Origin of the sequence: Mesorhizobium sp. M0522 (assembly GCF_040321085.1) — a bacterium.
Lineage (GTDB): Bacteria > Pseudomonadota > Alphaproteobacteria > Rhizobiales > Rhizobiaceae > Mesorhizobium.
In genome coordinates this window covers 16,592-41,744 of sequence record NZ_JAMYQW010000019.1, presented here as the reverse complement: position 1 = coordinate 41,744, position 25,153 = coordinate 16,592, and the positions used below count along the sequence as shown (strand labels likewise).

27 protein-coding genes and 1 pseudogene are annotated in these 25,153 nt (G+C 59.6%); 13 read left to right on the top strand and 15 right to left on the bottom strand.

What is annotated here, in order from left to right:
• Positions 1–19: 19 nt before the first annotated feature.
• From NKI58_RS20130 to NKI58_RS20120, 3 genes and pseudogenes are all read left to right on the top strand, one after another.
• Positions 20–1,361, top strand: a pseudogene (locus NKI58_RS20130) (IS1380 family transposase).
• Between the two features lie 516 nt (positions 1,362–1,877).
• The gene (locus tag NKI58_RS20125; protein WP_031195547.1) at positions 1,878–3,530 is read left to right on the top strand and encodes an MFS transporter; all 1,653 of its coding nucleotides are present in this window, start codon (positions 1,878–1,880) and stop codon (positions 3,528–3,530) included.
• Positions 3,531–3,570: 40 nt separating this feature from the next.
• Positions 3,571–3,819 carry a DUF982 domain-containing protein gene (locus NKI58_RS20120; RefSeq protein WP_352453430.1) on the top strand — a complete coding sequence of 83 codons (249 nt, stop codon included), beginning with the start codon at positions 3,571–3,573 and terminating at the stop codon, positions 3,817–3,819.
• Between the two features lie 105 nt (positions 3,820–3,924).
• Here NKI58_RS20120 and NKI58_RS20115 read toward each other — a convergent pair whose 3' ends face one another.
• The 12 genes from NKI58_RS20115 to NKI58_RS20060 all read right to left on the bottom strand — a co-directional run bounded on the left by NKI58_RS20115 (position 3,925) and on the right by NKI58_RS20060 (position 16,962).
• Positions 3,925–5,658: a type IV secretory system conjugative DNA transfer family protein gene (locus NKI58_RS20115; protein WP_352853647.1), complete on the bottom strand. Its 1,734-nt coding sequence runs from the start codon at positions 5,656–5,658 to the stop codon at positions 3,925–3,927.
• Positions 5,659–6,087: 429 nt separating this feature from the next.
• Positions 6,088–7,113, bottom strand: a complete 1,026-nt coding sequence (gene virB11, locus NKI58_RS20110) for a P-type DNA transfer ATPase VirB11 (RefSeq protein WP_352853646.1) — start codon at positions 7,111–7,113, stop codon at positions 6,088–6,090.
• Positions 7,110–8,573 (bottom strand): type IV secretion system protein VirB10, encoded by a 1,464-nt coding sequence (virB10, locus tag NKI58_RS20105; protein WP_352853644.1) that lies wholly within the window; start codon positions 8,571–8,573, stop codon positions 7,110–7,112. The genes virB11 and virB10 overlap by 4 nt, the downstream gene beginning before the upstream one ends.
• The gene (locus NKI58_RS20100) at positions 8,573–9,370 is read right to left on the bottom strand and encodes a TrbG/VirB9 family P-type conjugative transfer protein (RefSeq protein ID WP_352853643.1); all 798 of its coding nucleotides are present in this window, start codon (positions 9,368–9,370) and stop codon (positions 8,573–8,575) included. Before NKI58_RS20100 ends, virB10 begins: the two co-directional genes overlap by 1 nt.
• Positions 9,367–10,086 carry a VirB8 family type IV secretion system protein gene (locus NKI58_RS20095; RefSeq protein WP_352853642.1) on the bottom strand — a complete coding sequence of 240 codons (720 nt, stop codon included), beginning with the start codon at positions 10,084–10,086 and terminating at the stop codon, positions 9,367–9,369. The genes NKI58_RS20100 and NKI58_RS20095 overlap by 4 nt, the downstream gene beginning before the upstream one ends.
• 66 nt (positions 10,087–10,152) lie before the next feature.
• Positions 10,153–11,196 carry a TrbL/VirB6 family protein gene (locus tag NKI58_RS20090; RefSeq protein WP_352853641.1) on the bottom strand — a complete coding sequence of 348 codons (1,044 nt, stop codon included), beginning with the start codon at positions 11,194–11,196 and terminating at the stop codon, positions 10,153–10,155.
• 183 nt (positions 11,197–11,379) lie between these two features.
• Positions 11,380–12,114, bottom strand: coding sequence for a type IV secretion system protein (locus tag NKI58_RS20085; protein WP_352853639.1), 735 nt, complete (start codon positions 12,112–12,114; stop codon positions 11,380–11,382).
• Positions 12,115–12,123: 9 nt separating this feature from the next.
• A complete protein-coding gene (locus tag NKI58_RS20080) occupies positions 12,124–13,035 on the bottom strand; it encodes a transglycosylase SLT domain-containing protein (protein WP_352853637.1) in 912 nt (303 codons plus the stop codon).
• Between the two features lie 229 nt (positions 13,036–13,264).
• Positions 13,265–15,667 (bottom strand): VirB4 family type IV secretion/conjugal transfer ATPase, encoded by a 2,403-nt coding sequence (locus NKI58_RS20075; protein ID WP_352853635.1) that lies wholly within the window; start codon positions 15,665–15,667, stop codon positions 13,265–13,267.
• On the bottom strand, positions 15,664–15,957 hold the full coding sequence (locus tag NKI58_RS20070) for a VirB3 family type IV secretion system protein (RefSeq protein WP_352853634.1): 294 nt from the start codon (positions 15,955–15,957) through the stop codon (positions 15,664–15,666). The genes NKI58_RS20075 and NKI58_RS20070 overlap by 4 nt, the downstream gene beginning before the upstream one ends.
• A 3-nt stretch (positions 15,958–15,960) precedes the next feature.
• Positions 15,961–16,275, bottom strand: a complete 315-nt coding sequence (locus tag NKI58_RS20065; protein WP_023720448.1) for a TrbC/VirB2 family type IV secretion system protein — start codon at positions 16,273–16,275, stop codon at positions 15,961–15,963.
• Between the two features lie 12 nt (positions 16,276–16,287).
• Complete coding sequence (locus tag NKI58_RS20060; RefSeq protein ID WP_352853632.1) at positions 16,288–16,962, bottom strand: lytic transglycosylase domain-containing protein; 675 nt, start codon at positions 16,960–16,962, stop codon at positions 16,288–16,290.
• Between the two features lie 67 nt (positions 16,963–17,029).
• Here NKI58_RS20060 and NKI58_RS20055 point away from each other — a divergent pair, with 67 nt between their 5' ends.
• The 3 genes from NKI58_RS20055 to NKI58_RS20045 are packed head-to-tail and all read left to right on the top strand — an operon-like array spanning position 17,030 to position 18,338.
• Positions 17,030–17,632, top strand: coding sequence for a hypothetical protein (locus NKI58_RS20055; RefSeq protein ID WP_352853631.1), 603 nt, complete (start codon positions 17,030–17,032; stop codon positions 17,630–17,632).
• Positions 17,629–18,177, top strand: coding sequence for a thermonuclease family protein (locus NKI58_RS20050; protein WP_352853630.1), 549 nt, complete (start codon positions 17,629–17,631; stop codon positions 18,175–18,177). Before NKI58_RS20055 ends, NKI58_RS20050 begins: the two co-directional genes overlap by 4 nt.
• Positions 18,174–18,338: a hypothetical protein gene (locus NKI58_RS20045; RefSeq protein WP_352453445.1), complete on the top strand. Its 165-nt coding sequence runs from the start codon at positions 18,174–18,176 to the stop codon at positions 18,336–18,338. The genes NKI58_RS20050 and NKI58_RS20045 overlap by 4 nt, the downstream gene beginning before the upstream one ends.
• On the opposite strand, the gene NKI58_RS20040 is transcribed toward NKI58_RS20045, so the two are convergent.
• Positions 18,335–18,685, bottom strand: coding sequence for a hypothetical protein (locus NKI58_RS20040; protein ID WP_352496339.1), 351 nt, complete (start codon positions 18,683–18,685; stop codon positions 18,335–18,337). The genes NKI58_RS20045 and NKI58_RS20040 overlap by 4 nt on opposite strands.
• Positions 18,686–18,818: 133 nt before the next feature.
• On the opposite strand from NKI58_RS20040, the gene NKI58_RS20035 reads away from it, so the two are divergent.
• Genes NKI58_RS20035 through NKI58_RS20020 form a run of 4 tightly spaced genes read left to right on the top strand, consistent with a single transcriptional unit; the run spans position 18,819 to position 22,002 of the window.
• The gene (locus NKI58_RS20035; RefSeq protein WP_352453447.1) at positions 18,819–19,448 is read left to right on the top strand and encodes a response regulator; all 630 of its coding nucleotides are present in this window, start codon (positions 18,819–18,821) and stop codon (positions 19,446–19,448) included.
• A 4-nt stretch (positions 19,449–19,452) separates the two neighbouring features.
• Positions 19,453–20,154 (top strand): FkbM family methyltransferase, encoded by a 702-nt coding sequence (locus tag NKI58_RS20030; RefSeq protein WP_352853628.1) that lies wholly within the window; start codon positions 19,453–19,455, stop codon positions 20,152–20,154.
• Positions 20,144–20,689, top strand: a complete 546-nt coding sequence (locus NKI58_RS20025; RefSeq protein ID WP_352817822.1) for a putative pterin-binding protein — start codon at positions 20,144–20,146, stop codon at positions 20,687–20,689. The genes NKI58_RS20030 and NKI58_RS20025 overlap by 11 nt, the downstream gene beginning before the upstream one ends.
• Positions 20,686–22,002 carry a sensor histidine kinase gene (locus NKI58_RS20020; protein ID WP_352453450.1) on the top strand — a complete coding sequence of 439 codons (1,317 nt, stop codon included), beginning with the start codon at positions 20,686–20,688 and terminating at the stop codon, positions 22,000–22,002. The genes NKI58_RS20025 and NKI58_RS20020 overlap by 4 nt, the downstream gene beginning before the upstream one ends.
• Before the next feature lie 111 nt (positions 22,003–22,113).
• Here the strand turns inward: NKI58_RS20020 and NKI58_RS20015 are convergent, their stop codons facing one another.
• Positions 22,114–22,686, bottom strand: coding sequence for a helix-turn-helix domain-containing protein (locus NKI58_RS20015; protein WP_352453451.1), 573 nt, complete (start codon positions 22,684–22,686; stop codon positions 22,114–22,116).
• Between the two features lie 96 nt (positions 22,687–22,782).
• On the opposite strand from NKI58_RS20015, the gene NKI58_RS20010 reads away from it, so the two are divergent.
• A complete protein-coding gene (locus NKI58_RS20010) occupies positions 22,783–23,385 on the top strand; it encodes a hypothetical protein (protein ID WP_352853627.1) in 603 nt (200 codons plus the stop codon).
• A 125-nt stretch (positions 23,386–23,510) separates the two neighbouring features.
• Positions 23,511–23,969 carry a hypothetical protein gene (locus NKI58_RS20005; RefSeq protein WP_031195338.1) on the top strand — a complete coding sequence of 153 codons (459 nt, stop codon included), beginning with the start codon at positions 23,511–23,513 and terminating at the stop codon, positions 23,967–23,969.
• A 66-nt stretch (positions 23,970–24,035) separates the two neighbouring features.
• Here NKI58_RS20005 and NKI58_RS20000 read toward each other — a convergent pair whose 3' ends face one another.
• The gene (locus tag NKI58_RS20000; protein WP_023722890.1) at positions 24,036–24,161 is read right to left on the bottom strand and encodes a hypothetical protein; all 126 of its coding nucleotides are present in this window, start codon (positions 24,159–24,161) and stop codon (positions 24,036–24,038) included.
• 382 nt (positions 24,162–24,543) lie between these two features.
• Here NKI58_RS20000 and NKI58_RS35580 point away from each other — a divergent pair, with 382 nt between their 5' ends.
• On the top strand, positions 24,544–25,014 hold the full coding sequence (locus NKI58_RS35580) for a hypothetical protein (protein WP_502898831.1): 471 nt from the start codon (positions 24,544–24,546) through the stop codon (positions 25,012–25,014).
• Positions 25,015–25,153 lie beyond the last annotated feature (139 nt).

Genomic DNA, 25,153 nt, shown 5'->3' with positions numbered 1-25,153 from the left:
CCCGGAGACCACACCCACCATGAACGATCTTGCGCTGCCGCTGAGCGGTTTGTCATCAGTCGGCGGCAAGTCCGTCGTCGCCCGTTTCGACGGCGGCATGCTGTCGTCCAACAGCGGCGTTCTGGCCTTGGCCGAGGTGGAAAAGCGGTTGCGGGTGGCCGAGCGTCTGGCGCGTTGCATCGACGATCCGCGCTGCCCGGACCAGGTGGTCCACAGCCTGGCGGACATGATCGGCTTTCGCATGAAGATGATCGCCGCCGGCTACGAGGACGGCAACGACGCCAACCGGCTGCGCCGCGATCCGGTCTTCAAGATGGCCCAGGATGCGCTGCCGTCGGCTCGGGATCTGGCGTCGCAATCGACGCTGTGCCGGCTGGAGAACCTGCCCGGCGTGCGGGAGCTGATGGCGATGGGGCGGGCGATGATCGATCTCTATTTGCGCCTCGTTCCGGCAGGTGCCGAAGCGGATCGTACGCGACATTGACGACACCTTCGACGCTGTGCACGGAGGCCAACAGCTTCGCCTGTTCAATGCCCACCATGACGAGTACGGCTTCCAGCCGATCGTCGTGTTCGATGGTGCGGGACGGTTCGTCAGCGCGATCCTGCGACCGGCCAAGCGGCCGAGTGGGGCTGAGATCCGCCCCCACCTGCGCCGTCTGGTGCGGGCGATCCGGATCAACTGGCCGAACATTCGAATCCTGCTCCGCGGCGATAGCCATTATTGCAACCCGCAGGTCATCGACTGGTGCCGCGCCAACGGTGTCGACTTCATCTTTGGCCTCGCGCCCACCACGACCCTGCGCAAGCATGTCGCGGATCTGGAGGCCAGCACGACGGCGCGCTTCGAAGCGTCGGCCAAGACAGGCAAGGTCCGCAGGTTCAAGGAGTTCGTTGACGGCGCCGCTAGTTGGAGCCGCGTCGAGCGCATCATCGCGCGGGTCGAGGTCGGCGCCCAAGGTGGCGATATCCGCTTCGTCGTCACCAACCTTGCCGGTGGGAAGGCCAAGGCGCTCTACGAGGATGTCTACTGCCGGCGCGGCGCGGCCGAGAACCACATCAAGTCGTGGAAGACGCATCTTGCCGCCGACCGCACATCCTGCACCAGAGCGACGGCCAACCAGTTCCGGCTATTCCTGCATGCCGGTGCTTACTGGTTGATGTGGGGCTTGCGGGCCGCGATGCCGAGGCGCTCGAGCTTTGCCGTCGCCCAATTCGACACGCTGCGATTGCGCCTCATCAAAATCGCTGCGCGGGTGGTCGAGATGAAATCGCAAATCCGTCTGCACCTGCCGACATCGTGCCCCGACCAGCGCATCCTGCGCATCGTCCTCGATCGCATCCCCCAACTCGCGACATAACGATGGGGGCAGACGCCCCGAAACGAACCCGTCGACCGCAACCTGCAAACCCCCGCCTGCCATCACGACGGAGCAATCCCGGCGCCTGACGAGGCGCGTGGAAAAGCACCGCAACGGCGACCACAACGTCGCTTCAGGCCGTCAAAAGCTTATCGCCGTGCATCAAGGCGGCTAGGTAGGTGTGGCCCGGCTTCGTTGAATCCGCTGCGGGCCAGCTCTCTGATAGAAATCGGCGCCGTCGTCCCAGGCTTTCCATGGGCATCGTTTCCCGCGCGGAATGAAGGTCTCCTTCCCGAAGGCGGCAATTCCTAACTCGGTGCGATGCCCGATTTGCGGTCAGGCTGCATCCGCCTTTTCTTCCAGACCAAGTAATCGCTTCGGCCAGAGCGCCGGCGGTGTAGAATTGTCTTGCGCTATCCCTAGCAAATGCGCTCATGCTGCTATTCCTCCACGGGCACCTGCGCCGGGAGGGCACCTCTAAACGCGACCGATAGACCGAGGGGAGGGCTCAACCCAATGAGCAGGGTGGCGCCCGCAGATGCGACTCCAGCTTCGTCGGCGACATTTGCGCCGCTCGAGAATGCAACTTTCCGATCGATCTGGCTTGCTACGCAGGTGTCCAGCTTTGGCTGGCTAATTCAAACTGTCGCCATCAGTTGGCTGATGGCGACCATTTCGACTTCCGACGTGATGGTCGCCTTGGTGCAGGCTTCGACGACGTTGCCTACATTCATCCTGTCGATCATCGCCGGAGCCCTGGCTGATAATTTCAGCCGCCGCAACCTGATGTTCGCTGGCTGGTCCGTGATAGCGCTGTCCTCGGCGATGCTGACGGTTCTTGCAGGCTTGGGAATTTTCAATCCATGGATGGTTCTTGCATTCAGCTGTTTGGCCGGAGCGGGCGCCGCTTTCACCGATCCCGCTTGGCACGCGTCGGTCGGCGACATCTTACGAAAACGCGAAGTTCCAGCCGCGGTTACGCTCATCTCGGTTGGATATAACGCTGTTCGAAGCGTCGGTCCGGCGCTTGGTGGCATTGTCGTTGCCTCCTTTGGACCTTTGACAGCTTTCGCTGTTGCGACGCTGACCTATCTAGCGCTGCTGTGGACCATAGGGCGCCGCAAATGGGATGTTCGCTCGTCCCCCCTCCCGCGCGAGCCATTGACCACGGCCATTCATGACGGAGCGCGCTTCACGGCGCTATCGGCGGAGATCAAGGCGGCAATCGCGCGTGGCGCGCTTTTTGGCCTGACCAGCATCTCCATACTCGCGCTCCTGCCTGTCGTTGCCCGCGATCAATTAGGCGGAGGACCGATCGTTTATGGCATCCTGATGGCTGGCTTCGGGACCGGCGCCTTGTGCGTCGGCATCTGCAACAATGTTTTGAGACGGTCGCTCTCCCAGGAGCGACTGACAATACTGGCATGCATTGCTTGCGCGGCGTGTTGTTTATCTCTTGCTCTCACGTCTTCAGTGGCAGTGGCGGCTATTGCGCTGGCGCTCGGCGGCGCGGGATGGGTTGTCACCTGGACGGGGCTCGACGTAAGCGTTCAATTGGCAAGCCCAAGGTGGGTCGTTGGTCGCACGCTCTCGATCTATTATGCCCTTTCGTCGGGTGGTATCGCGGCCGGCAGTTGGCTGTGGGGTACGGTGGCTGAGAACTATTCACTTGCCTCAGCCCTGGAGATTTCAGCTGCTGCGCTACTGATGGTCGCGGCCACCGGGTTCCTGTTGCCGATCCGTCAATGGCAAGACTCCGATCAGGATCCTTTTGGCTTCGAGACACCGCAACTCGCTCTCGACCTGAAGCCGAGAAGCGGCCCGATCGTCATCAAGATCGAGTACTCAATACCGGAGGCAAACGTCGAAGCTTTCCTCGATCAGATGCAGGAACGACGGCGAGTGCAAAGCCGTGTCGGCGCCAGGCACTGGAACCTCCAGCGCGATCTTCAGGATTCCTCGCTTTGGACAGAAACCTTCCGCACGCCGACCTGGATGGACTATCTGCGCCTTAACCATCGCCTCACAGCGGCGGACAAGGAATTGGACCAACGTCTGCTCGAATTGAACATGGGTGGAAACCCACCTCTTACTAAACTTTCGATTGAGCGGCCGACCGGGGCAACCCGCAAGCGGGATCAACCGACGCGATTTTTCTTCCGCCGGTGATCGCAGGCTGTTGTTGATAGAGCTTCAAGGGTGAGGGTAGATGACCGGCTTGGTAAGATTTGAGAGGCCAGTTGTGATTCAGATTGGCCGCTATACAGAACGCACCGTGTTCGATGTTAATGATGCGGCCTCCATCCTGCTGCGGGATCTTGCTGGTCGTCAGACGGAGAAGCACAGGGCAGCTATGGACGCCTGTCTGAAGGTTATACGAGGTGAGCTTCATCCACCCGCCGCCCGCAGGGCTTTCGTCGCGGTCGCGCGCGAAGCAAAGATTCTACGCTGCGATTGACTGGAGTGCTCAAGCGGCACCGCCCGGCAACTGGCGGCTGATACGGAAGGCCTGAGGCATGACGTTGCCGCTCTTCTATCTGACACGAGCAGGGCGCAGCAGTTCCTACCCGTCGACTACATCGGGCAAGGTGTCTTCGACGACGCTCAAATTTCGGTCGAAAGCTTCTTTGTCGGATGCGTGGGCCCGGAGAGAGCGCACATTGTTCAGGATCGCCGCCACCGCCGCTTCTTTATCGGGTGCTATCCTTGTCGTGACCGCTTTAGCCGCCAACGCGGAAAAATCTATGGGCGCATTTGCGGGCACACCTCCAGCGTCGGTTGCTTTCAGCCGTTCTTTCACGATTGCGCGCCGGCCCCGCGGCGGAGCCATACGGCCGGCTTTTGCGGCGAATGTCGCGCCGCGCCGCAGGCGCGTCTGCAAGAGGCCTGAGCGGTACGCAGGTGCTGTCGGCACAATCGTCGGGAGCGCAGGAGATCGAACCGCCGCAGAAGAGTCCAACGCAGGGCTTTTCGTGCGCGAGGCGTCGATAGAGGCGGGCAGGGGCATGAACGCACGTTTAGCGAGCTGGCCGTCGGCGAAATAGAAATTGCGCGTGCCGAGGATTGGCAGTTCCCCACGCGGCAATATGATGACCTTGTTCTTGTCGAGCGTACGGATTTCGTCCGGCCGCATGAGGGGCCGCCGCACTTCCTTGCGGTGGACCGAGCGCGTGTAATAGGTGTCGAACAACGTTGCCTTGGTGCGCGTCACGTCCTTTTGCACGTCCGACGTTTCGCCGAGCTGCTCGGAAACATAGCGCAGATCGTCAGCGTCCTGCGCACCGAAAAAGATCTGCACGCGAGCAGCGTTGATGAGCGTCTTGCGCCCCTCCTGGCGATAGATCTCGTCTACGGCCTTCAGCGACTGCACGAAAAACCACATCGAAACGCCGTTACCGCCAAGCACGCTCGCCATTTCGGTCACGTTCTCGAGCTTGCCGAGGTTCTGGAACTCGTCGAGCAGCACAAGCACCGGATGCTCGCCCGGCTGAGGCAGACTTTCCGACATGAAGTTCATCATCTGCGTAATCAGGACGTTGAACAGAGGTCCAAGCGACGTAATCTGCTCGCGTCGCACGTCGAGATAGAGAGAAATCCGGTCGCCCTTGAGCTTGCGAATATCGAACGTGCTGCGCGACGTAGCTCGCATCAGGCACTCGTTGAGAAAGGGCGCCATGCCGGTGCGTACGCCAGCATAGATGCCGGAAAACTGCCGCTCTGACATCTCAAAATACGGCAGCAAGGTTTGCAGCGTGAAATGCGAGCATTCGCGGCGGCGTTCCTCGCGCAGTGAGCCGATGAATTCCAGGAGCGGCTGCTCGACGCCGTTCAGGATCTCGAGGATTGTGGCGAAGGTCTTCTTCTCATTCGGAATCGCAGGCGATTCCATGACGAAGGACGCGATGCCGGTGAAAAGGAGGCGGGCGTCGTTAACCCAATAGGGGTCTGCGTTGGACGGGGGGCGCGGAAACAGCGCCGCAGCGATATTGCGAAGGTCGATGTCGCGCTGCGCCGAATCCAGCGAGATGAAGTCCATCGGATTGTAGGATGCGGTATTGCCGTCCGGATCAGCCGGCGCGAAACGCACCACGCGGCTCATCGTCGAACGGTAACCAGCAGTCGCCGCATAGGTCTCGCCCCGCAGGTCGAGAGCCACGAGCGAATGCGGCCAGGTCAAGGCGTTCGGGATGATGAGAGACGTGCCTTTACCGGAGCGCGGCGGCCCTATGACGAAGCCGCCGACGTCATCGCCATCAATCCACAATTTCTTGCCTCCGATCAGCTTGCGCTGCGTCAAGCGGATCTTGCCGGAGCGCTGATCGCGGCCGGGCGACAGAATTTCGGCAAGCCTGCCGCCGGCTCGACCGATGAAGACGCCGCCAACTTTCGTCAGGCCGGTTTTCGATACGTCGCTCATCGTCATGAAGCGAGAATCATTGCGCTTTCTCGGACGCATGAGAAACAAGCTGACCAGTGGCAAGAGAAACCCTAATGCTCCCGCGGCAACGGCGTATTGTACCCGGCCAAAATTCCTCGCTATCGTATCCGCCCAGGCCAGACGAACGACCGGCAAGGGATTGGCGTTCAACTGGTCGAACAGGACGTGGGAGCCAGTCCTGAACCAATCTGTCGCGGCATAGGCGACCGTGAAGGCCAGGGCGCCCAGGGCCATCGCCATGAGCACCATGAAAATTGCTGTTGCGATTTTCTGCATGGATAGACCCCGCTAGATCGTCTCCGCCTTGGTGAACTTGATCTCGCTGATGCCGCGCCGTCCGCCTTCGGTGCGGACCATCTGGACGACCACCGGAATGACCTCGCGCAGGTAGTCGAGGATTTCGCTCCGTGAGAGGCCCGAGCTGCCCTGCATGACCATCAGCGCCAGCCGCTCGTAGGCGGATCGGGCGGAATTGGCATGAACGGTGGTGAGCGAACCCGGGTGGCCGGTGTTGATCGCCTGGAGGAACGCGAAGGTTTCGGCGCCGCGCAATTCGCCCAACAACAGACGGTCGGGTCGCATGCGAAGCGAGGCCTCGAGCAGCTGTTGCGCGGAGACCTTGGCAAGGCCCTGGTCGCCCTTCGAAGCTATCAGGGTGACGTTGTTGGGAGCCGGCAGCCGCAGTTCGCGGGTATCTTCGATCGTGATGATCCGTTCATGAGGCGGGATCTCCTTCAAGAGCGCATTCAAGAACGTCGTCTTGCCGGTCGACGTGCCGCCAGAAACGACGATGGAGACGCGGTTGCGCACTGCATATTGCAGGAAGTCCATCGGCGACGTGTCGTGCAACATCTCCACAAGTCGCTTTTCTTCGGTTGACAGCGACAGGCCGCTGCCCATCGCCGTGTTCTCGAAGGCGCCGAGATCGTTGTAGGCAGCAAGGCTCATATCCATGATGACCTGCTTGCGGATCGAAATCGCCCCGCCTTCGGGAGCCGCCGGCGGCAGGATGCATTGGATGCGCTCGCCTGAGGGTAGAGCGGCCGACAGGACCGGCTTTTCTTCGTTGATGACCTGATTGGTCGCCGAGGCGACGCCGGTCGAGATATGCCTAATCCAGGCGGGCGTGACCTCGCGCTTGACGACATGCTCCATTTCCTTTGCACCGAGGCGTTCGATGAACAATTCACCCGGCCTGTTGATTGCAATCTCGGAAACCGCATCTTCGTTCAAATAGGGCCATATCGGTTCCAGATGAGCGCGCAGGACCGGGGCTCTCGCCCAAGGGTCGGGGAGGGGATGCACGGCGTTCATTTCACCGGGCTCCCATAGCCGGGATAGAAATGATCCTTCGGCGTGCCGTAGAGAGGCGTCGGATCGATCGCCGTCTTCGGCCGCCCGCCTGCCTTCAGGCGTGCAACTTCTTCCTGAACGGGATCGGCGTACAAATCTGAGAAATCGAGATCTCGCCGCACCAGCACGACGATCGATGTGCCCTGGTCGACGTAGACCGTCGGGCCAATGTTCTGCGTATCACGAAACGCCTCTTGCGCGAGTTGCTGCAGGGCGGTCGATGATTTGTCGAAGGCGATGCTACGCGCGTCGCGCTGCGAGCCATTGCCGCCATAAGTTACGGTCGTGGTCTCGCCGGTCACGGGATCGACCGTCGACACCTGGCGCTGTTGTCCATTCTGGCTGCTATCTCCAAGCGAGGACAGATATTCAGAGACACCGCCAACGACGGAAAGCATGATGGCGTTGCCGTAGCGTTCAACCCAGTGCGTATCGACACGGCCGCCCATGCCGCCGCGGCCGAGCGCGTCTGCCCCAGGCGACTTGATATCGACGGAAATGCCGTCCGAGCGAATGACCCGGCTCCAGACGATGAAAACACGCTTTTGACCGCGCGCCAGCCCGGAGCGGTATTCCCCGGTCAGGCGCGAGCCCTTCGGAATGAGGATCCGCCTGCCGTCGAGCGAGAAGACATCCTCACGCACGACAGCGCGCACGGCGCCGGGAAGATCGGTGTTGATCGCGGTTTCCAAATAGCCGCGAATGATCGTTCCTTCGGGGATCAACGCGTCGGTACGTCGGAACGCCCTGGCTTTGACGATGCCGGAAGAACTTGCCTCAGACTGCGCCAGGAATGCCTTGTTGGGATCACTGTCGGCGCCGGGGACCGGGACGATCTGACCGTCGGGCGCGATTTCGACCTGTGCCGCCTGGGCGCCGGCATCCGTCGAGCCGGTTTGATCATTCGTCACCATCTGGTTCGACCGCAGGCGTTCCCACACCGCTTTTTCATGCTCGGCGGCCTCTGCCTTACGGCGAGCCTCATCCTCTGCCGCGGCCTTGCGGCGGGCTTCTTCCGCCTCGGCCTTGCGGCGAGCTTCATCGGCCGCCATTTGCGCCTCCAGCGCGCGCCGCTGCGCATCAAGATCCGCGCCCTCCTGCACGGTCTGATCGACATTATCGGCTTGTTGCGTGCCGTTCTGGTCGGCGGCCGGTGGCGGCACTACGATCTGGTCGATCGTGCCGTCGGCAGGTTGCGGCGGTTCGTTCAACGCCGGCGGGCGGAACTCGGGCGGGTTGAAGTTTTCCTCGCCATCGCTGCGAACATCGCGCGATACCGGCTCTCGAGGCCAGTTCAGCCATATCAGCGCGCCTATGAGCACCACGCCGAGGCCGACCAGGGCGATCCTGGTACCCACGCCCGCACCGCGGCGCGCGACCGTCGGGCTGCCATCCAGCTGGTTATAGTCGATCTGGGTCATTACCGTCCTCCGCTGGATCCGAACAGGGTGGAACCGCCCGTCAGTTTCGTTGGACCGTAGACCTGCTCGACCGGACCGATTGCGTTGGGTCGCGCCCGGTTGTAGAGGCAGAGCGTCTTGCCATCGGCTCGCAAGCTGAATTGCCGTGCGACCTTGTCGATGACGGTGTATTTGCCTTGCGTGCGAACGTTGACCAGCGACTCCTGACGCTTGTCGTCGACAACGAAAATCGCCGGAATGTCACCCTTGAACTCCAGAAACACCTTCGTGCCGTCGTCGAATACGGTGCGCGGCTTCAAGCTGTCGTCACCCTTGTAGGCATAGTCGTAGTTGAGATCGGCATAGTTCAGATCCTTCAAATCCGGATCGGCGGCGCTCTCCTTGGCCTGTGAGAGCAGGCGCGCGTTGATATCCTCGTCCGGGTATTTGAACCGGACCTGGAAGGATGCCCGGTCACGGCTATTGTCAGTCGCCTGCAGCAGCAGGGAATAGACGCGCCGGTTGGTGACCACGTTGACGTTGGTCCAGGCATCGCGCTCCAGCGGCTTAACGAACAGAAATCGCGATCCGCGTTTGGGGATGATCGACCAGCCTTTCGTGTCGCCAGCCGACACGGTTTCGATGACTTCGGTCGGACTGAGCTCGACCATCGTGGAAATCCCAAGAGCGGCGCGCACCGACGTCACGTCGTCGTTGTTGAAGGTGACATATCGGATGCGGCCGTCGCGTGCGGCCGCGCCGTGCATTGTGCCGAGCAGAAGGGCGGCCGACAGGGCGAGGCTTACGCGCCATCTCATTGCAGGCTCCCAGCGGCCGGTGCCGATTCCTGGTCGCGGCGATAATCCGTGACCTGAAATCCAAGCGGGTTGTCGAAACGCCATTCGTTCTTGAGCGGCGTTGAGGTGTAGCGGAACTTTATCACCGCCACCCAATTGTCGGCGGTCGACGAATTGTCCCGCCGCGTCGTCGTGGCAAAGCGCACCGAGGCTGTGTTGCGATTGAGCAGGGAAACCGATTTGATCTCGACCGAGACAGTGACATTGCGGCCAAAAATCTTGTCCAGCGATTGCGGGTTTGCAGGCGTATAAAGCCACGTCAAATCCTTGGACGCGGCATCGGTGGAATAGAGCTGTGCCAGGTCGTAATTCTGTTTCAGTTCACGGGAGTCGTAGGTTTCGCGGGCCCTGATGTAGCGCACCAGATTGGCCGCCGTGACGGCTTCGTTCTGCGATAAATCTCCAGGCTTCAGCGCGCGCATGATCTCGAGGTAGCCCGTCGATTTGTCGACCTCTACAACGTACGGTTCGAACTGCCGGAGTGGCAGGATCAGCACGAGCGCCAGCAGCGACAGCACCGCAACCAGTCCCGAAATGCCGCTGACGATCCAGGCCAATGTACGCGATCGACGCATTGACCTGTGCGTGTCGTCTTCCCAAGTCGCGCCCGCCCTGTAATAGCGCTTGTCGACGAGTTCGCTGCTGCGGTCAGCAGCTGCTTCTACTGGATTTGACAATTTACCATTGCCTCGTTTGCGCGACACATCCTGATCCAGGCCGCGATCGGTGATCGTTCTTGTGTTCTAGGCCAGAGGCCTGGAGTTATCGCGCGCACCTTGCTGGATGGCGGACCGGGTTGCGGCATCCGCCCTAGCTGCTCGCGAAGATCGAAAACTGTTTGCCGCGAGCTGCCGGGCCCCCCGAGCGGCGCGGCCGGCGGCCCATCGCGCGCCGGAATAGCGCACAGCGTTTCTGCCGAAGTTTCTATACGGGTTGTATGCGCCCACGGTGCTGAGATATCCGCCGCCATTCAGGATCGAAGCAATCGACGGTATCTGCATGAGAACGTAGATCCCGATGATCGTCACCAGCACCAAGGGCAGCACCAGCGACATTTTGCTGTCCATGGTCGCTCCGCCGGACGTGGCGGTGTTCAGCGCCGCGTTGACGAGCGAGAAGTAGAAGCCGAGAAAGCCGTAAATCAGGATTTGCTGGATCATCAGAAAGGTGGTCAGCGAAAGGAAGCCTTCGCTCATGCGCGAGGACCAGCGGTAAAGCCAAAGAATGATCCATATCGGCGCCAAGGCCAGCGTAATGAACAACATCACCTTGGCGGCGATGATCGCCGCAATGGCGAGTGCTGCGAAGATGATGGCAGACAGCAGGACGAGCAGCGACAAGAGCGCGCCAAAAATGTCATAGAAGGATCCGCTGTAGACCTGATTGGCTACGTCCTGCGCCCCTTGGTAGAGGTTGTCGATCAGCGCTGGAATTGCTGCCTGGTCGCTAAGCTGATTGCCGGTGGCCCGCGACACGGCGCCGACGATTACCTTACCGACCTCATCTGGAATGCTTTGAACAAGCTGGTATATCGTCGCGGAAAACGTGCCCCATCCGGTCAGCAGCAGATAGATGATGACGGCGCGGCCCAGGCGATAGGCCGCTTCGATTGGCGAAATCGACTCTCGCCCGCTCAGGATCGAATAGCCCCACCACGCGATATAGAGGGTCAGCATGAGGGTGAAGACGTTGCCCATCGCATTGCCCAACTGCATATAGACGGTGCGAACGAAGTCCTCGCCGATGTTGTCAATGCCACCGAGGATGCTTGCGGCGAGACCGTTCATGGATCCTCGTCAATGATGCTGGCGAACGGCGTTGAATTGACCGGCTTCAGCGCGCCGCATTCGTCGGCGTGGGTATACGACAAAGCCCCGCACGGCGCTTTCAGTTCGCGATTTGCGCATCCAAAAAGCCCTGCGCCGAGCCCAATCACAACGCATATGCGCAGGACTCGCCGCGACAAGCGCTCAGCCTCCGCTCTTGCCGAATTCCGCGAACGGATTGACGGTGCGCGGTGTCATCATCTTCTGCACCTGGCTCTGGCGAAGAAGATCTCCCTTCAGCTTCTCATTAAGGGCAGCGACCGCGCCGTTCTGGACGCCGATCAGTTCGTTGACGGCGCGCGCGTTTTCCAGCTGCATTCGTGTGTTCTGGTCCACCGAACCCTTGACGTCCTGCGACTGCCCGATCTGCCCGCTCGCTGACTGCAGAGACTGTTGGCGCTGGGTAACGCCCTGCGAAGCCTGCGAGGTCAATGCGCTTAGCAGCGAAGCCACATTGACGCTGCCGCCGTAGGCGGTGTTGACGGCGCTCGTCTCCTTGCCGGCAATCTGCTGGAGTTGCTTGACTAGCTGCAGCCCGTTGATGATCGCGCCGGCGATTTTCTGAATGTCGGGCGACAGGCCACCAAACGAAAGAGCCCCGCCGTTCAGGATCGATCCGAAGGACGGCGCCTGGGCGATCGACATGTTGCCGCCGAGGCCCATCTGTCCGATCCCGAGCGAACCGTCACGGCTGCCGCTGAGAGCCTGCAGGATCTCCTCGCTCTTTTTCAGGATATCCTTGTTGGAGTCCATGATGGAGTTGGTGTTGTCCGCATTCTTGCGGGCTACATCGAGATTGGCGCCATCAATGACGGCAATCTGTGCATGGGCCGTGCTTGCCCAAAGCGCTAGACTGGCCGCAATCGCGAATTTCGTCATGTCAGCCTCCTATTGCTGCAGAGAATCGATGACGCTGGCAGCGCCAGCAGGGTCAGTGGTGATGATCATCGAGCGGCTGTCGGCTGAGCTTGTCCCTGCATTCTCAACCGCGCATGGTAGCCACCGGCCGCGATCGATCTTCAACCATTCCAGTTCCGCGGGATTGCAAGAGAACGGGTTTGGAGAGCCGCTCTTTGGCTGTTGCACCAGCTTCGACGCCTGCGATGCCTGAACGTTCTGCAATGATAGAAGTTGGGCCAGCAACGCCGTGAAATCCCCCGCCTGGGCAAGGTACTGGTTGGTGACATCGGCGTTGATTCCACGAGCCGACGAGTTCAGCTCCCAGGCGTCCTTGTATTCGGTCACCTGGCCAACATTGCCCGACAGCGCATCGATTGCCGCGCCGTTGGCGCCGATCTGCGATGAGCTTGCATCGAGGCCGCCAGCCGCCTTCCTGACCATGCCCATGGCCGCGTCCTGAGCCATGCCGCCTGCGCCATCGGCCGTTACGATCGAGAATGGCGGCGGCGCGGCGGCCGGAGCCCTGCCGCTCGAAACATGTTCGTTGAAGTAGCTGTTCCAGCGGCCGACCCCGCCGGCCCATTGGTTTTGCTCGCCTGCGTTCGATCCGTTGTAGAAGGAAGCGAGACAGCTGTAATTCGTCGCCCCGCATTGCTTCACGCCCATTCCGAGATATTTGACACCGCCTTCGACATTCTCCTCGTTCACGTCGCGGTCCAGTCCCATGGATTTACCGGTGCCCTTGGTCAGCTGCATGACGCCTTTGACGCCGGTGTGGCTCCCCGCGCATGTGTCAAAGCGTGATTCCTGATAGGCGACGGACAGCGCCAGGCCTTCGGGCACGCCGTACTTTTGCGCATAATAGCGGATCATCTTCACGTTGCCCGCGTCGCGCTGCAACGCTTCAGCCGGCGATCGGCGAAACATCTGTGAGCGGTATTTGTTCGAATAGGTGCAGACGACGCTTTTCTTCCTGTCGGTTTCGTCCTTCTTGGCCTCATCCGACTTCTTGCTGTGCTGCTCGTCCTCTTGCCGCTTGTCGAGGTTCGGCCCGTCGATCACCGCGATCTGAGCGATAGCCACGCTCATGCTTTCCGCCGTCGCGAGAGCCACGGCCAGACAAGCGCTGCTAAGCCGCTTCGTCATGCTCGTTCTCCCATCCGCAGAAGTATGGCAGCCACATCTCCGGCTCGTCGCCGAAGGTCTCCCGGAGCCGTGCGCATTCCTTGCTGTTGGCTTCGTTCGAGGACAGGACCTTGATGAGATCGGGCATCGCCGACAAATCGAGTTTGGCGATGATCGAGTCGCTGTCGTGCTTGACGAGGAAGGTGCGTGTTTCCTTGGCGGTTCGGCGCACGAACTCGAATTCCTTGGCCGTCAACGAGAAGCGCTCGATGTAGGAGTCCTTGTTCGCCTTCGGGTTGGGGAAGAAAATGTTGGTCTTCGTTTGCTCGATCAGCGACGACGAGATTGAGGAATTGACGACGTCTTCCGCCGTCTGCGTGCCGAAGCCGACCACGGCGTTGCGGCGACGAATGGTCTTCAGCGTCTCGTTGATGAAAGCGGCGAAAACCTCATCGTCCAGCAGCTTCCAACCTTCATCGAGGAAGAGCATGATCGGCGAGCCGTCGATGACGTCCTCAAGACGATGGAAGATGTAGAGCAACGCCGCAGAGCGCAGCTTTCGGTCACCAAGGATCTTGGTCATGTCGAACCCGACGACGGGTTTCGAGAAATCGACCAGATCGACGCGATTGTTGAAAAGCCAGCCCTTGTCCTTCGGGTCGAGCCAGGGCTGTATTCGCGCGGCCAGATCGTTCATGCCGGGCATGAGCGAGCCGCGCAGCACTTCCGGCAGAAGGTCGAAGGTCCGCTGTTCGCGCGGGATCTTGTAGATCATGTCGACGGCGGCGTTGATGACGCGCATCTCCGCCACGTCCAGCGCGCCGCCTTCCGGCGTCAGAATATAGATCAGCAAGTCTTCCAGGAAAGAACGGTTTTCTGGGGTGTCCTCAAGCTGCAATGGCGCAAACCCGGTCGGCTGGGAAGGTTCCATCACCTCGTAGCGACCGCCGAGCGCTCGAACGAAAATTTCAGCGCCGCACATGTAGTCGAAATAAACGCATCGTGGCCGCGGCATGATGCGCATGGCCTGCGCCATCAGGAACGACAGCACCACGGTCTTGCCCGAGCCGGTCGGGCCAAACACCGTGAAGTGCCCGACATCGTGAACGTGGAAATTGAAATAGTAGGCCGTCTGGCTGGTCGTTTCGAGCAAAGCAATGGGCCGTTTCCAATGCAGCCCCTCACGTTGGCCGGACGGGAAATTGTGTCCGGAGAAAAGGCCGGCGAAGTTAAGCGACGAGATCAACGCACGTCGCGCGATGTAGCTGAAATTTCCCGGCAACTGCGCCCAGAACGCGAGTTCGGTGTTCAGCGTCTCGCGTACCGGCACGATCGACATGCGCGAAAGCTCGGCCGTGATGTCAGATAGCGCACGGTTGAGGCCAGTCATGTCCGGCGCCAATGCCATGACGCTCATGTGGTGTTGTCCGAAGACGACTTCGCCGCCGGCCAGCTTGTCGGCGCCGTCGTGGACGGAGTCCTCGACCGTCGTGCCCGCCTCGTCGGAACCCTCAACCTGGTTGGCGATGGTGTTGATCCTGCGCATTGCGGTTACACGGTCTTCGATCGCGAAACTCTGCGTCAGGACAAACTCATGTGGCAGGCGCAAGAGACCGTCCAATGAGCCCGGAGCGGTGAACGGTGGGTATTCCTTGATCGACACCATGGCGCCGAGTTTGCCGGCGTCCGGCCCGCGAAGTTCCAGCGCGGACTTGCCGAAGAACAGCTGCCGCGTCGCCAGCACATCACCAAGGCTCATGCGCGGCAAAGGCATTTCCACGTCGAGGCCGCCGGCCAGGATCTTCGCCAGAAATTCCGCCGGCTCGGAAAAGAAGCTGTCGCGGCGCTTCACGACGCCGAGAAGACGCGCCCCGTAAGCGGCAAAATCCTTGATGACGCCGTCGAGAACGTCATGCAGTTCGGCCATCGCCTCTTCGCGGGTTTCTTCGCCTGCGGTGCTGATGCGGAACGCATTGAGCGCCTTGTCCACCCAGCCGACGCGGCCGACCATCGGGCGGCGTATGACCGTCAGATACGCCTCGTTGACGAATAGGTTTTTCGACCCAAGCTCATCCATGTAGCGGGCGTCGAGCTCGGCCACGAAAGGATTGTCAAAGTCGCCTTCGATCTCCGGCGTCACGTGGCGGCGGATGATCGTGCTGTAGACGGCAAATCGAGAGGTCGACAAGTTGCGGAATGTGGTGTTGCGGTTGAACATGCGGCTATTCAACTCGACCTGGTCCATCGTCTGGAACGGCAGGCCACTGAGTTGGATGACGCCGACAAGAAAGCCGCTCTTCGTCACAACTAAATTGTCATCGACATGGCGAAGGTAGGGGATGTGCATCGCCGCGGGCTTTTCACGGCGGCGCTCACGGCCAAATTTCAGGTCGGCATCGAGGCTCATGGCGAATAGCTCCTGGCGCCCCAAAAAGTAAGGTTCGCCACCGCTCCGCGTTTGGAGACGCACCGCTCGAAAATATGAAACATGTAGGGGTCGCGCTGGCACAGATATGCGCTAACCAGATGCACCACGCCAAACAAGCCAAGGCCGAGCATGAAGCTGCTCGTGGCGATAAAACCGATCACCGCCAGAATGCCGTTCAGCGCAAAAACCTCATAGCGCACGCCCCATTTCATTGGGGGACGTGTCAGTGGCAGGCTGACCGGCTCGACATAGACCTCCTCGTCGTCCATGCCTCAGCTGCCTCCGGCGGTCGCGCGAACCGCATCCACAAGCTGGGCGGCGCCGAAGATCAAAGCGATGCCGATGATGATGGAGAAAGCCATCATCCACGCCAGCCGGCCCGTCATGGCGAGGAAGCCGAGAAAACAGACGGCAATGATGGCGAATGAGCGCGCTATGTTGCCCTGCAGAACTCCGACGAACCACTCCAGCACATTTTCGACTGGCGCCGCCGACTGGGCGTACGCAGTGGCTGGCGCGAGAGCTATTCCGACCGCTGAGGCCAAGGCCAGTTTCAGGGCAAATTTGCCCGCTTTTCTGTATTCCACCCTTGGCTCCTTTCAGTTGCCGAAATCCATGACATGACCATCCTGCCAAGCGTCCTCGCTTGCTGGCGGAGCGGCCGCGAGCATTTCGGATTTGGTCAGGGCGGACTTCTTCACGACAACGCCGAACTTCCAGCGGTTCAGTATTTTCGCGATGTATTCCGCCGTCTCCGGATTCACCGGAATGCCCTGCGCCTTGTAGACGCTGTTGGGCCCGGCGTTGTAAGCCGCCAGCATCAGCAGCGGATCTTGGAACTCGTCATAGAGTGACTTCAGATAGCGGAGGCCAGCCCGGACATTTGCCTCGGTATCGCAACGGTCGCTTACGCCGAGATCGGCCGCCGTGCCCGGCATCAGCTGCATGATCCCCAGGGCTCCGGCCTTCGAGGGACCCTGGCTGGCGCCGAGATCGCTTTCGGCCCATGCAATTGCCTCAGCCAGATCGGCGTCGAACCCTTCCTCTTGCGCGATTGAACGCACAAGTTGGGAGACCTCGGCACGATTTACGGTCTTGCACTCCCCCGGCCTTTGCGCCCCGACCGCGGAAAGGGCTTGCGCCGGTGTTGCAAAGGCGATTGCTACGCGGTCTGATGCCAGGTCCTGGCCGTGCGCATTGAACGGCATCGTGGCGCCACACAGGGTGAGCAGGAGAGCGAATCGAGCGTTCATAGTGTCGCCAAAATTTAACACTTTACTATGGCTACACGCAGCCCTAGTAAAGTGTCAACACTGTATGTAATCGCAAGGACGGATTTCGATGAAACAGACTGCCCTTTGTGCGGTCTTGCTGCTCCAGGGCACCGTGGCTTATGCTGCCGGCGCCGACGCCCCGAGCGCCTTCGCGCAACCCTCGGAGCACTACCTGCTCCAGTTTGCGAAGCCGGGCGAGAAGGTGTTCGTCTATGAACGCTACGATGCAAAAGGCGCGCTCTTTCAGCGCGATGCGGCGACCCTCATCTCGCCGGTCAAGGTGCCGTCGGCGACCGAGCGCGTCATCAACGGCGTGACGTACCGGCTGCGCGGCCTTGCGGCCTGCCCCAAACCGAAGATTGCGTACAAGACGCAGCAATGGGACTGCACGAAGGCCGCGCAGGACTATGAAGAGGTAATCTACAACGATCGTGCGTCTGTCGTGCTTTGCAAAACACTTGTGCTGCAAAGCAGGAAGGGTGAACCCGACGCTGTGTCGTGCTTCTCGCTCGTGGGTGCGGGCAACGCAAACGACCCGTACAACGTCGCCTACGACGATGACGAAATGGTTTTTTTCGACATGGCGGCGATCGGACGTAACAAGGACGGCAAGTCGCTGCGCCCCGATCTCGAGCATTCCGCCGACCTCGGTGGACAGTTCCAGGAATGAAGCGCGCGAGCTTCGCAATACTGGCCGCATTTGGTTTGTGGGCATCGGCACAGGCCCAGGATGCATCCGAGTCTGCCGTGCCAACGCCCTTCGCGGTGTCGAAATCGGCTCAACTGCTGACCGGAGATACCTGGCGTGACGGAGATCACCTTTTCCGCCTCTATGGCGTCCAGTCATGCCTTCGAGGTACATCAGCCGAAGAGCCAAATGGGAACAAAATCGATTGCGGAAATACCTCGCTGGCGCACCTTGCTGCGCTGTTCGATAGCGCGGCGGTTACATGCCAGCCAATCGGCTACGCCTTCGACAAGGCGGTTTTTGTCGTATGCGGTGCGCAGCTCAATGGCGAAACAATCGACGTCGGCACCGCCCTGATAGCGACCGGATACGCGTTTGCCGCAACGACAGCAAAGGGCAAAGCCGTCAATGAGAACTACCTCGTCGCGGAAATCAACGCTAAGATGAGACGTGCAGGTTTGTGGGGCACGACGTTTGAGCATCCTGTGCAACTGCTGCTGAGCCAAGTATCGAAGAGACAACAATGAAGCATGACGATGAAGCGCACAGATATTATTATCCCGTCGAAGGACGCGGTGACGGTGCTATTGGTGGAGCCGCTGCATTCATCGCGATCATATTGGTGCCGGCAGGACTCTATGCGGCCTGGAATACCGTGGTCTCATGGATTTCGACGATCTTTTCTTAGGGCTGCAGTTTCGTGAAGGAACCGAGCAACGCGCGCCAATCGTCGACATCAATCTCGCACCAGCCATGAGCCGTCAGCCGTTGGAAGTAAGCAGCCTTCATTTTCATTTCCGCGATAGTGGCTACTGGAGCAGTGGCAGCACGCCTTCGCACAGCGGCCTCCTCCGCCATGGCCGCGTCCAGTCTCTCACCCAGCACGATCGCGTCCGGCCCTTCGGCCCCCATCCATCGCTTGCCGATAAGTTCAAGCGTGGCGACGCTTTGACGATGTTCCGCAATCAGTTTCGCGACGCCTTCAGCCGCTGCCATCTTTCCATCGCTGCAGACCTGTTGAAGAGGCATCGTCATCGCCCTGGCGTTCTTCGGTTACATACTGGTACCTCTCGAAATGAGGAAAAAGGGGCGACACCATCCCTTTTTTGAAGCGACGAATTCTGCGAGATAGGGGCGGGGGGCGCCTGCGTAGAGGAACTGGCTTCCGATGTTTCGTGCCCTGGTGGTCGAAGACCAGACACTAATGCGTCTGGCACTGATGAACGAAGTGCAAGCGAGCTTCGAAAAATGCGTCGTCCTGGGTGCTGAGACGCTGACGATCGCCACTGCCGAGCTTCAAAACAATTATTTTGATCTGGTCGTCATCGATCCTGGCTTGCCTGGCTTTGATCCCACCTCACAGGGGGATCGCGTCGCAGTCGTTGACAAGATCATCGAGGCTTCACCCAGTGCAATTCATATTGTCATCACCGGTTCCGATAACCGTTGCGAGGCAGATGGCTTTCGGCAAATTGGCGCTGCCGCTTATCTCGGCAAGACCGGTCTTGCGCCCGGCGTGTTCAGCGACGTGCTGGACGATATTTCCACCAAGGGGTTCTCCTTGCGCCTTTCGCGGGTTGTCATGACCAAACCCGATTACCGATTTTCAGCCCTTACACCGCGCGAGCAGGAGGCCATCGACATGATGGCGCACCGTGCACCCGGCGTGAAACGCACGGAGATCTTTTCTCTCATGGCCGATCGCCTTGCCATTGAGCCCGGCTCGGCCGAGAAATACTACAAGCAGGCTCGCGCCAAGCTCATGCGGCAAGGCCATCGGCTCCCGCGGGGGCTGTGAGCCAATGGCGCCCATGATCGTCCATGGAATCAAGGTTCCTGTCGCACCACAGGATGTTTCGCCGGTTATCTGGCGAGCGCTTCAAAGCCAGAGCTATGAGGCTAAGGAGGCGAAGTGGATCTTCAGGGCGGTCAAGGCGCGCGATCGCGTACTGGAGCTAGGGTCGGGTATCGGCATCATCACCGCACTGATCGCGAAAATCCCCGGCGTTCAGGTATGGGCTTTTGAAGCAAATCCCGCAACGGCGGAGCTAGCGAAACGCGTGATAGCGGCGAACGATCTCGACAATGTCACATATTCCCAGGGTATCCTCACAGCCGGCCCGCCGCGGTCCTTCACCTTCTACGTTCGCCGCGACCTTTGGATGTCTTCCACGGACAAAGACCAAGGACCCTACGAGCGCGAACTTTCGATCGTCTCGGCCGACGTCGATCGTTTCATCACCGATCATCGAATAAACGCCCTCGTCATGGACATTGAAGGTGCTGAGAAAGAACTTCTGCAGGATGCCGAGCTGCCCGGGGTCGAGCGCATCTTTCTTGAGCTGCACGACCATCTCTATGGCCTTGACGGCATCCGAAACATCACGCTTGCACTGGCAGAAAAGGGATTTGCCTACGATCCGCGGGGCTCCCGAGGACCTTGCGTGCTCTTCGCCAAGAACGATGGACCCCGCGAATACGAGGATGTGGAAGATGTTGCGTAATGCTCTCGCCGTTATATTTGCCGTGGCCCTTCCGCTCGCCAGCGCCGCCGAGGAAATTCCGCTCGATCCCAACGAAGTGTCGGTTCAAGACGCCAGCGGCAAGACTGTCGCCGTTTTTTCAGTAAAGCAGCTGCGGGCAGACTTTCCACAACAGACCTATGACACGCGTACGCCTTGGACGAGCGACAACGAGAAAATCGAATATCGTGGGCCGCTGCTTGCAAATGTGCTTGCCAAGGCCGGAGTCACCGCCGTGCAGGAGGTCAAAGTTGTCGCCTATGACAACTTCGTTTCCGACATTCATATGGACGAAATCCGGTCTTATAATCCGATCCTGGCGATCGAACGTCGTTGCAACGAGAGTGACAAGGCCGGCTCGCATTGCCCGCCGGGCCAGGATTTCCGCCCGATCAGCATGGTAGAGAAAGGCCCCATCTTCATTGTTTGGCCCTTCGACCAATTGCCTGCTTCATATGTTCCCGCAAGAAACTCGATCTGGGTGTTTTTCCCAGTCATCCTGCGCGCCACGCAATGAAGTTCTTAAACGGCCGTTTGCTCACTGTTCTGCCGTATCTCGGTATGGCTGCAGCGCTTGGGCTGAGTGCGTGGACATTCATGCAATCGAACCGCTACCGTCAGGAGACGGATGCCATCCTCAATCAGACTTTCGAGATTCAGTGGCGCGCGGCACAGATTCGCGAGCGCCTTATACGAGTCTATGGCTATCTTCGCATTGCCGACGAGACGGGCAAGCTTGATGCGGACATCGATCGACAAATGGCGTTGGTGAACGTCAACGTCGCGCAGTTGGAAAACCTGCCCTATCTGAACCGCTTTTTTCCCGACCACGATGCCGAACTCCTGGGCCGAATTGGCCTAACCCTCGAACAGAAAATTGCCCCTCTTGTGTCAGCGCGTACAAACTACACCCAAGCCATTGCCGACATGGCCAAGCTGGAACAGTCAATTTACGAGATTTCCAGCTCTACCGTTGATCACAGTGCCACCTTGCAGCAGACCGCCAGCATCGACATTGCGGCCTCGCGCAACTGGTTCACCTTTGCCATCGCACTTGGCCTGGGTGCCACCTTTTATCTCGTTATCCATCAGCGCTATGCTTTGGCCAATCGCCGTGACCAGCATATGCGCTCGTTCGCTTCGCTCTTTGCGCATATGACCCGATCGCGGGTTACAGCCTTGAGGCTGTTCCTTGAGCACGCACAACCAGACAAGCAACCGAGCGGCGAAATGCTTGAGGCTGCGCGCAGTGCTGCTACTGAACTGGAATCGATCACCAACAGTGTCCTTCAGATCGCCTATGCGCCACAGGATTCCAGCACCGTGGCGCTCGGCCCACTCCTCGAGGATCTCGCGCACGATCGCAGCAGTTTGGTGCAAGTTTTGGTCGATCCTAAAGCACGTCTGCAACCTGTTCCGGCGACGCCGTTACGGTTGGTCGTTAATGAGCTGATAGAAAACGCTCTTGCCGCTCTATCCGGCACCAGAGACGCCCCAATTCTCATCTCCGCGACAGTCAAGCGACGTCCCTTCCTCCTGCGCAATTACCTCGTACTAGATGTGGCGGACAACGGCGCAGGCATGTCGCCTGCAATCGTTGTGAAGGCAACTACACCTTTCTTTTCAACGCGAGCTGGAAATCATACTGGCCTTGGACTGACCGCATGTTCCCAGATGGTCTCGACGCTGAAAGGAAGGCTCATCATCAACAGCGCTCCCGGTGCCGGCACAACCGTAGAGATCAGGATTCCGGTGCATTCGACTGCCGCCACGTCATGGCAGTCGTTCCTCAGGCGCGGGCGAAAAAAGGTACACACGTGGCGCGCCTAATTGTCAGCTCTGCTCCATTTTCACCTGAATTGCACCGGTATGCGCTATTACGGCGAAAACCTGCCAGGCATTCTGTCTAGCGCAGCTTAGACGGATGATGACGCTGGAAGTTCACGGCACTCTGAAATGAGAACCTACGCCTCCGGGTGCGTCAGAAACAGGTGGATCAGCTGACGGCGGGACCTTATCGGAAAAGAGGAAGGTCGCTGGATCAAGTTTCAACGCCTTGGCGATCGCGGCAATCGTGTCGACGCTGATATTGCCGCTTGCGCGTTCCAATTTCATGAATGTCGCCTCCGCCACGCCGATGAGCTCGGCCATCTCATAGCGGAGCAAAGTGCGTCGTTTTCGCTCAATGTCGATGATGTGCGCCAGACGCTTGCGGATCGCATTTTCGTCCAACTGATGCGCCCATTGGGTAAGTTTTTTTCCGCCCGCGAGCAGGTCTGCAACTGACACATGCAAGCCGCTTGCCATGATTTGCAACGTGGTCAGGGTGACATTGTTTTTCTGTCGCACGGTCTGGATGTAGGTTCGATACGCCAGTTTTTCGCCCTCGGCGGTCCGAAACAGCTCGGCCATGTGCATGTGGGATAGGCCACGTCTGGCTCTCTCCCGCTCGAGCGCCAGAGCAATGTTGGCGCGCAACGGGTTGTTGACCAGGCCCGCGTCGTCTCGTTTCATAAATCGATGTAGTCGCACAACCTGCCTTCTCGATCTGTCCTTTTTCGCGCGGATGATCCATAGTAAAGTATCAGAAACCGCAGCGAGGAAAAGGCTATGATCGTACTGAAATATCTCTTGGTGGGTGCCGCCGCCGTCGCGGGCGCCGCGGCTCTTCCATCCCAATCACAGGCATCGGAATGGGGCTGTCAGGTCCTCCTCTGCCTGTCCGGTGACTGGCAGGGCACTCCTTCTTGCCACCCGCCAACCTACAAGTTGATTGCGGCGATGAAAGCGCCGGGTTTTAACTGGCCGACCTGTCCACAAGCCAACTCCAGCGCCGCGAGATTCGAGAAGTATGAGGATTGTCCAGCTGGCTGGCAAGCAGCTGGCAGCTACGACTCCGATCGGCCAGGAATGATGCAAGAACGGAACATCTGTCGTATCAGCTCCGGCAGGCTCACGCTGCCCGTCACTTTCACGAATAGTCGTCTCGGCCAAGACCATGACAACGGATCTCGACAGGCCCAGATCGAAATCAACGGTAGGTTGGTGACGGCAAAAATCCAGATCACGGGCAACGATAGAGGGCATTCCCTTGGTAATGGCCCCACCTACTACACCATCTCTCGGCCGGTGCGCGGAAAGCCCTGGTTCATCGAATATGACGACGCGAACGGCATGCGCCAGAAAAGCTGGTTCAATCTCAACATGCCATAAGCCAGGCGATCACGCAGGATGAGTCGCCATGAGGATCACAAGGCGTGTCTGTCCGGTTCATTCACCCCGACGCCAGCGATAGCTTCGAGACAGCAATACGGTACTGGATCAGGGAAGGGTAATAAGTGTTGAAGGCGCTGCTCCTGTCGACTGCGATAATGGGCCCATGGGCAGGCTTGGCGGTGGCTAGCCAGAGCGAGAAGCCGCGATCGAGCGCGGACAATCCGATGTGGCCCGCTTCACTGAAATGGGACTGCAAGACCGCCGCCAAAATCGTGTGTGAGCGTGACGGCAGTTGCACAGTGGCCGAGGACCATACTAGGTTTGTGCTGAACTATGGCAGCAACGAAGCTGAGTTCCCGGCCAGCAATGTCAGGATCAAACGGCACTATCAACAGACCGTGCAGGCAAGCCCTTTGCAGCAGGAAGTTAAAGTCGAACTGGCTGACAATCGCGTTCTTTGGCTGACGGCCGTGGATGCCAGCCGCACTTATTCGGAAGCCTGGGTCGGCGCAATGAGCGAGTTGAAGGGCGGCGCGGTACTCATGGAATCCGAGGGCGTCTATTGTATGCCGCACAAGTGAGTGAGCCGAGAGGGAAGGCGAGCGAAAACCGATATGTTCTGACCTCGGGCGCCAGCCACCGGCGTTTCAGAAAAGTCCGGCATAACCGTCTTCCCGGTCTAGTTTCATCAGACGATCAGCCGTCGACTCCTGCGCAGCGGCGTCCTGACCCATCACGGCCAGCGCAGCGAACAGCCCAACAGATTTCCTCATCCAAGTCCCCTCACGCCAAGGACCAAGAACGTTTTGCCTTGCCTGACGAGAGCTGGGTGAGGATGGTCAGGAGGTCTTGCATGACTAACCTGTCAACAATGAAACGAACATTCCATGGCACGGTGCTCGAGCGCATCGTGGTGGTGGGGCTGGGCGGCCTGCCCCTGACCGCAACGATCGACAATCTGCCGGAAGCGTATCCGGGCGGACAAGTCGCGCGAGGCGGGCGCCTGGGCCTGCTCGGCAATCGCGACATCATGGATACGCCGTTCAACCTAGGCAGCTACACGGCGCAAACGATCGAGGATCAGGGCGCACGCAGGGTGGACGACGTGATGATCAATGATCCTTGGTACGGAGCACCCATTCAACCGGCGGGATATTGGATTCCTTCTACATTCGCGGCTTTCCGATCAATGAAGGAAATTTTGGCGAGGTCGCGTTCGATGGTGTGTTCGGGGTCGCGCCGACCTATCGCTTGTTCACCGATTATATCGAGCGATCGAGGTTCTCAAAGGACCGGTGGCGCTCCTTTATGGCATCGCGCCGAACAGCAGTCTCGGGGGGTACGACCAATATCATCCCCAGCGCGCGGGCCGAGGTCGATCTGACACGGTCGAGCCCCCAGGGCGGCGGGCATCTCGATGTGAGCGGGCGTTTCGGCGCCGAGCGGCAGTTCGGGGCCCGATTCAACGGCAGCTATCACGGCGGCGACGCCGATCAACGACCAAAAGCGCGACGTGCCGGTGGTGACAATCTGCGGCGCGGGCCGCACCGGGCAACGGAGCGCCGATCGCCACGATCAAGCCTGGCCGGTCTGCCCTCGCGGTTTGCCGTCAATCGGATGTTATAGCTAATGCTAATGACGCGTCAGCACGCCGATTTTCTCACCGGTCCGGGAAAATCGGAAGATAATTCCTTATCTCTATAGATTTTGTCGAATATCGTCTGCCCCGGTTTGGAAATGACCCGATGCGCATGCGGGGTCCGGG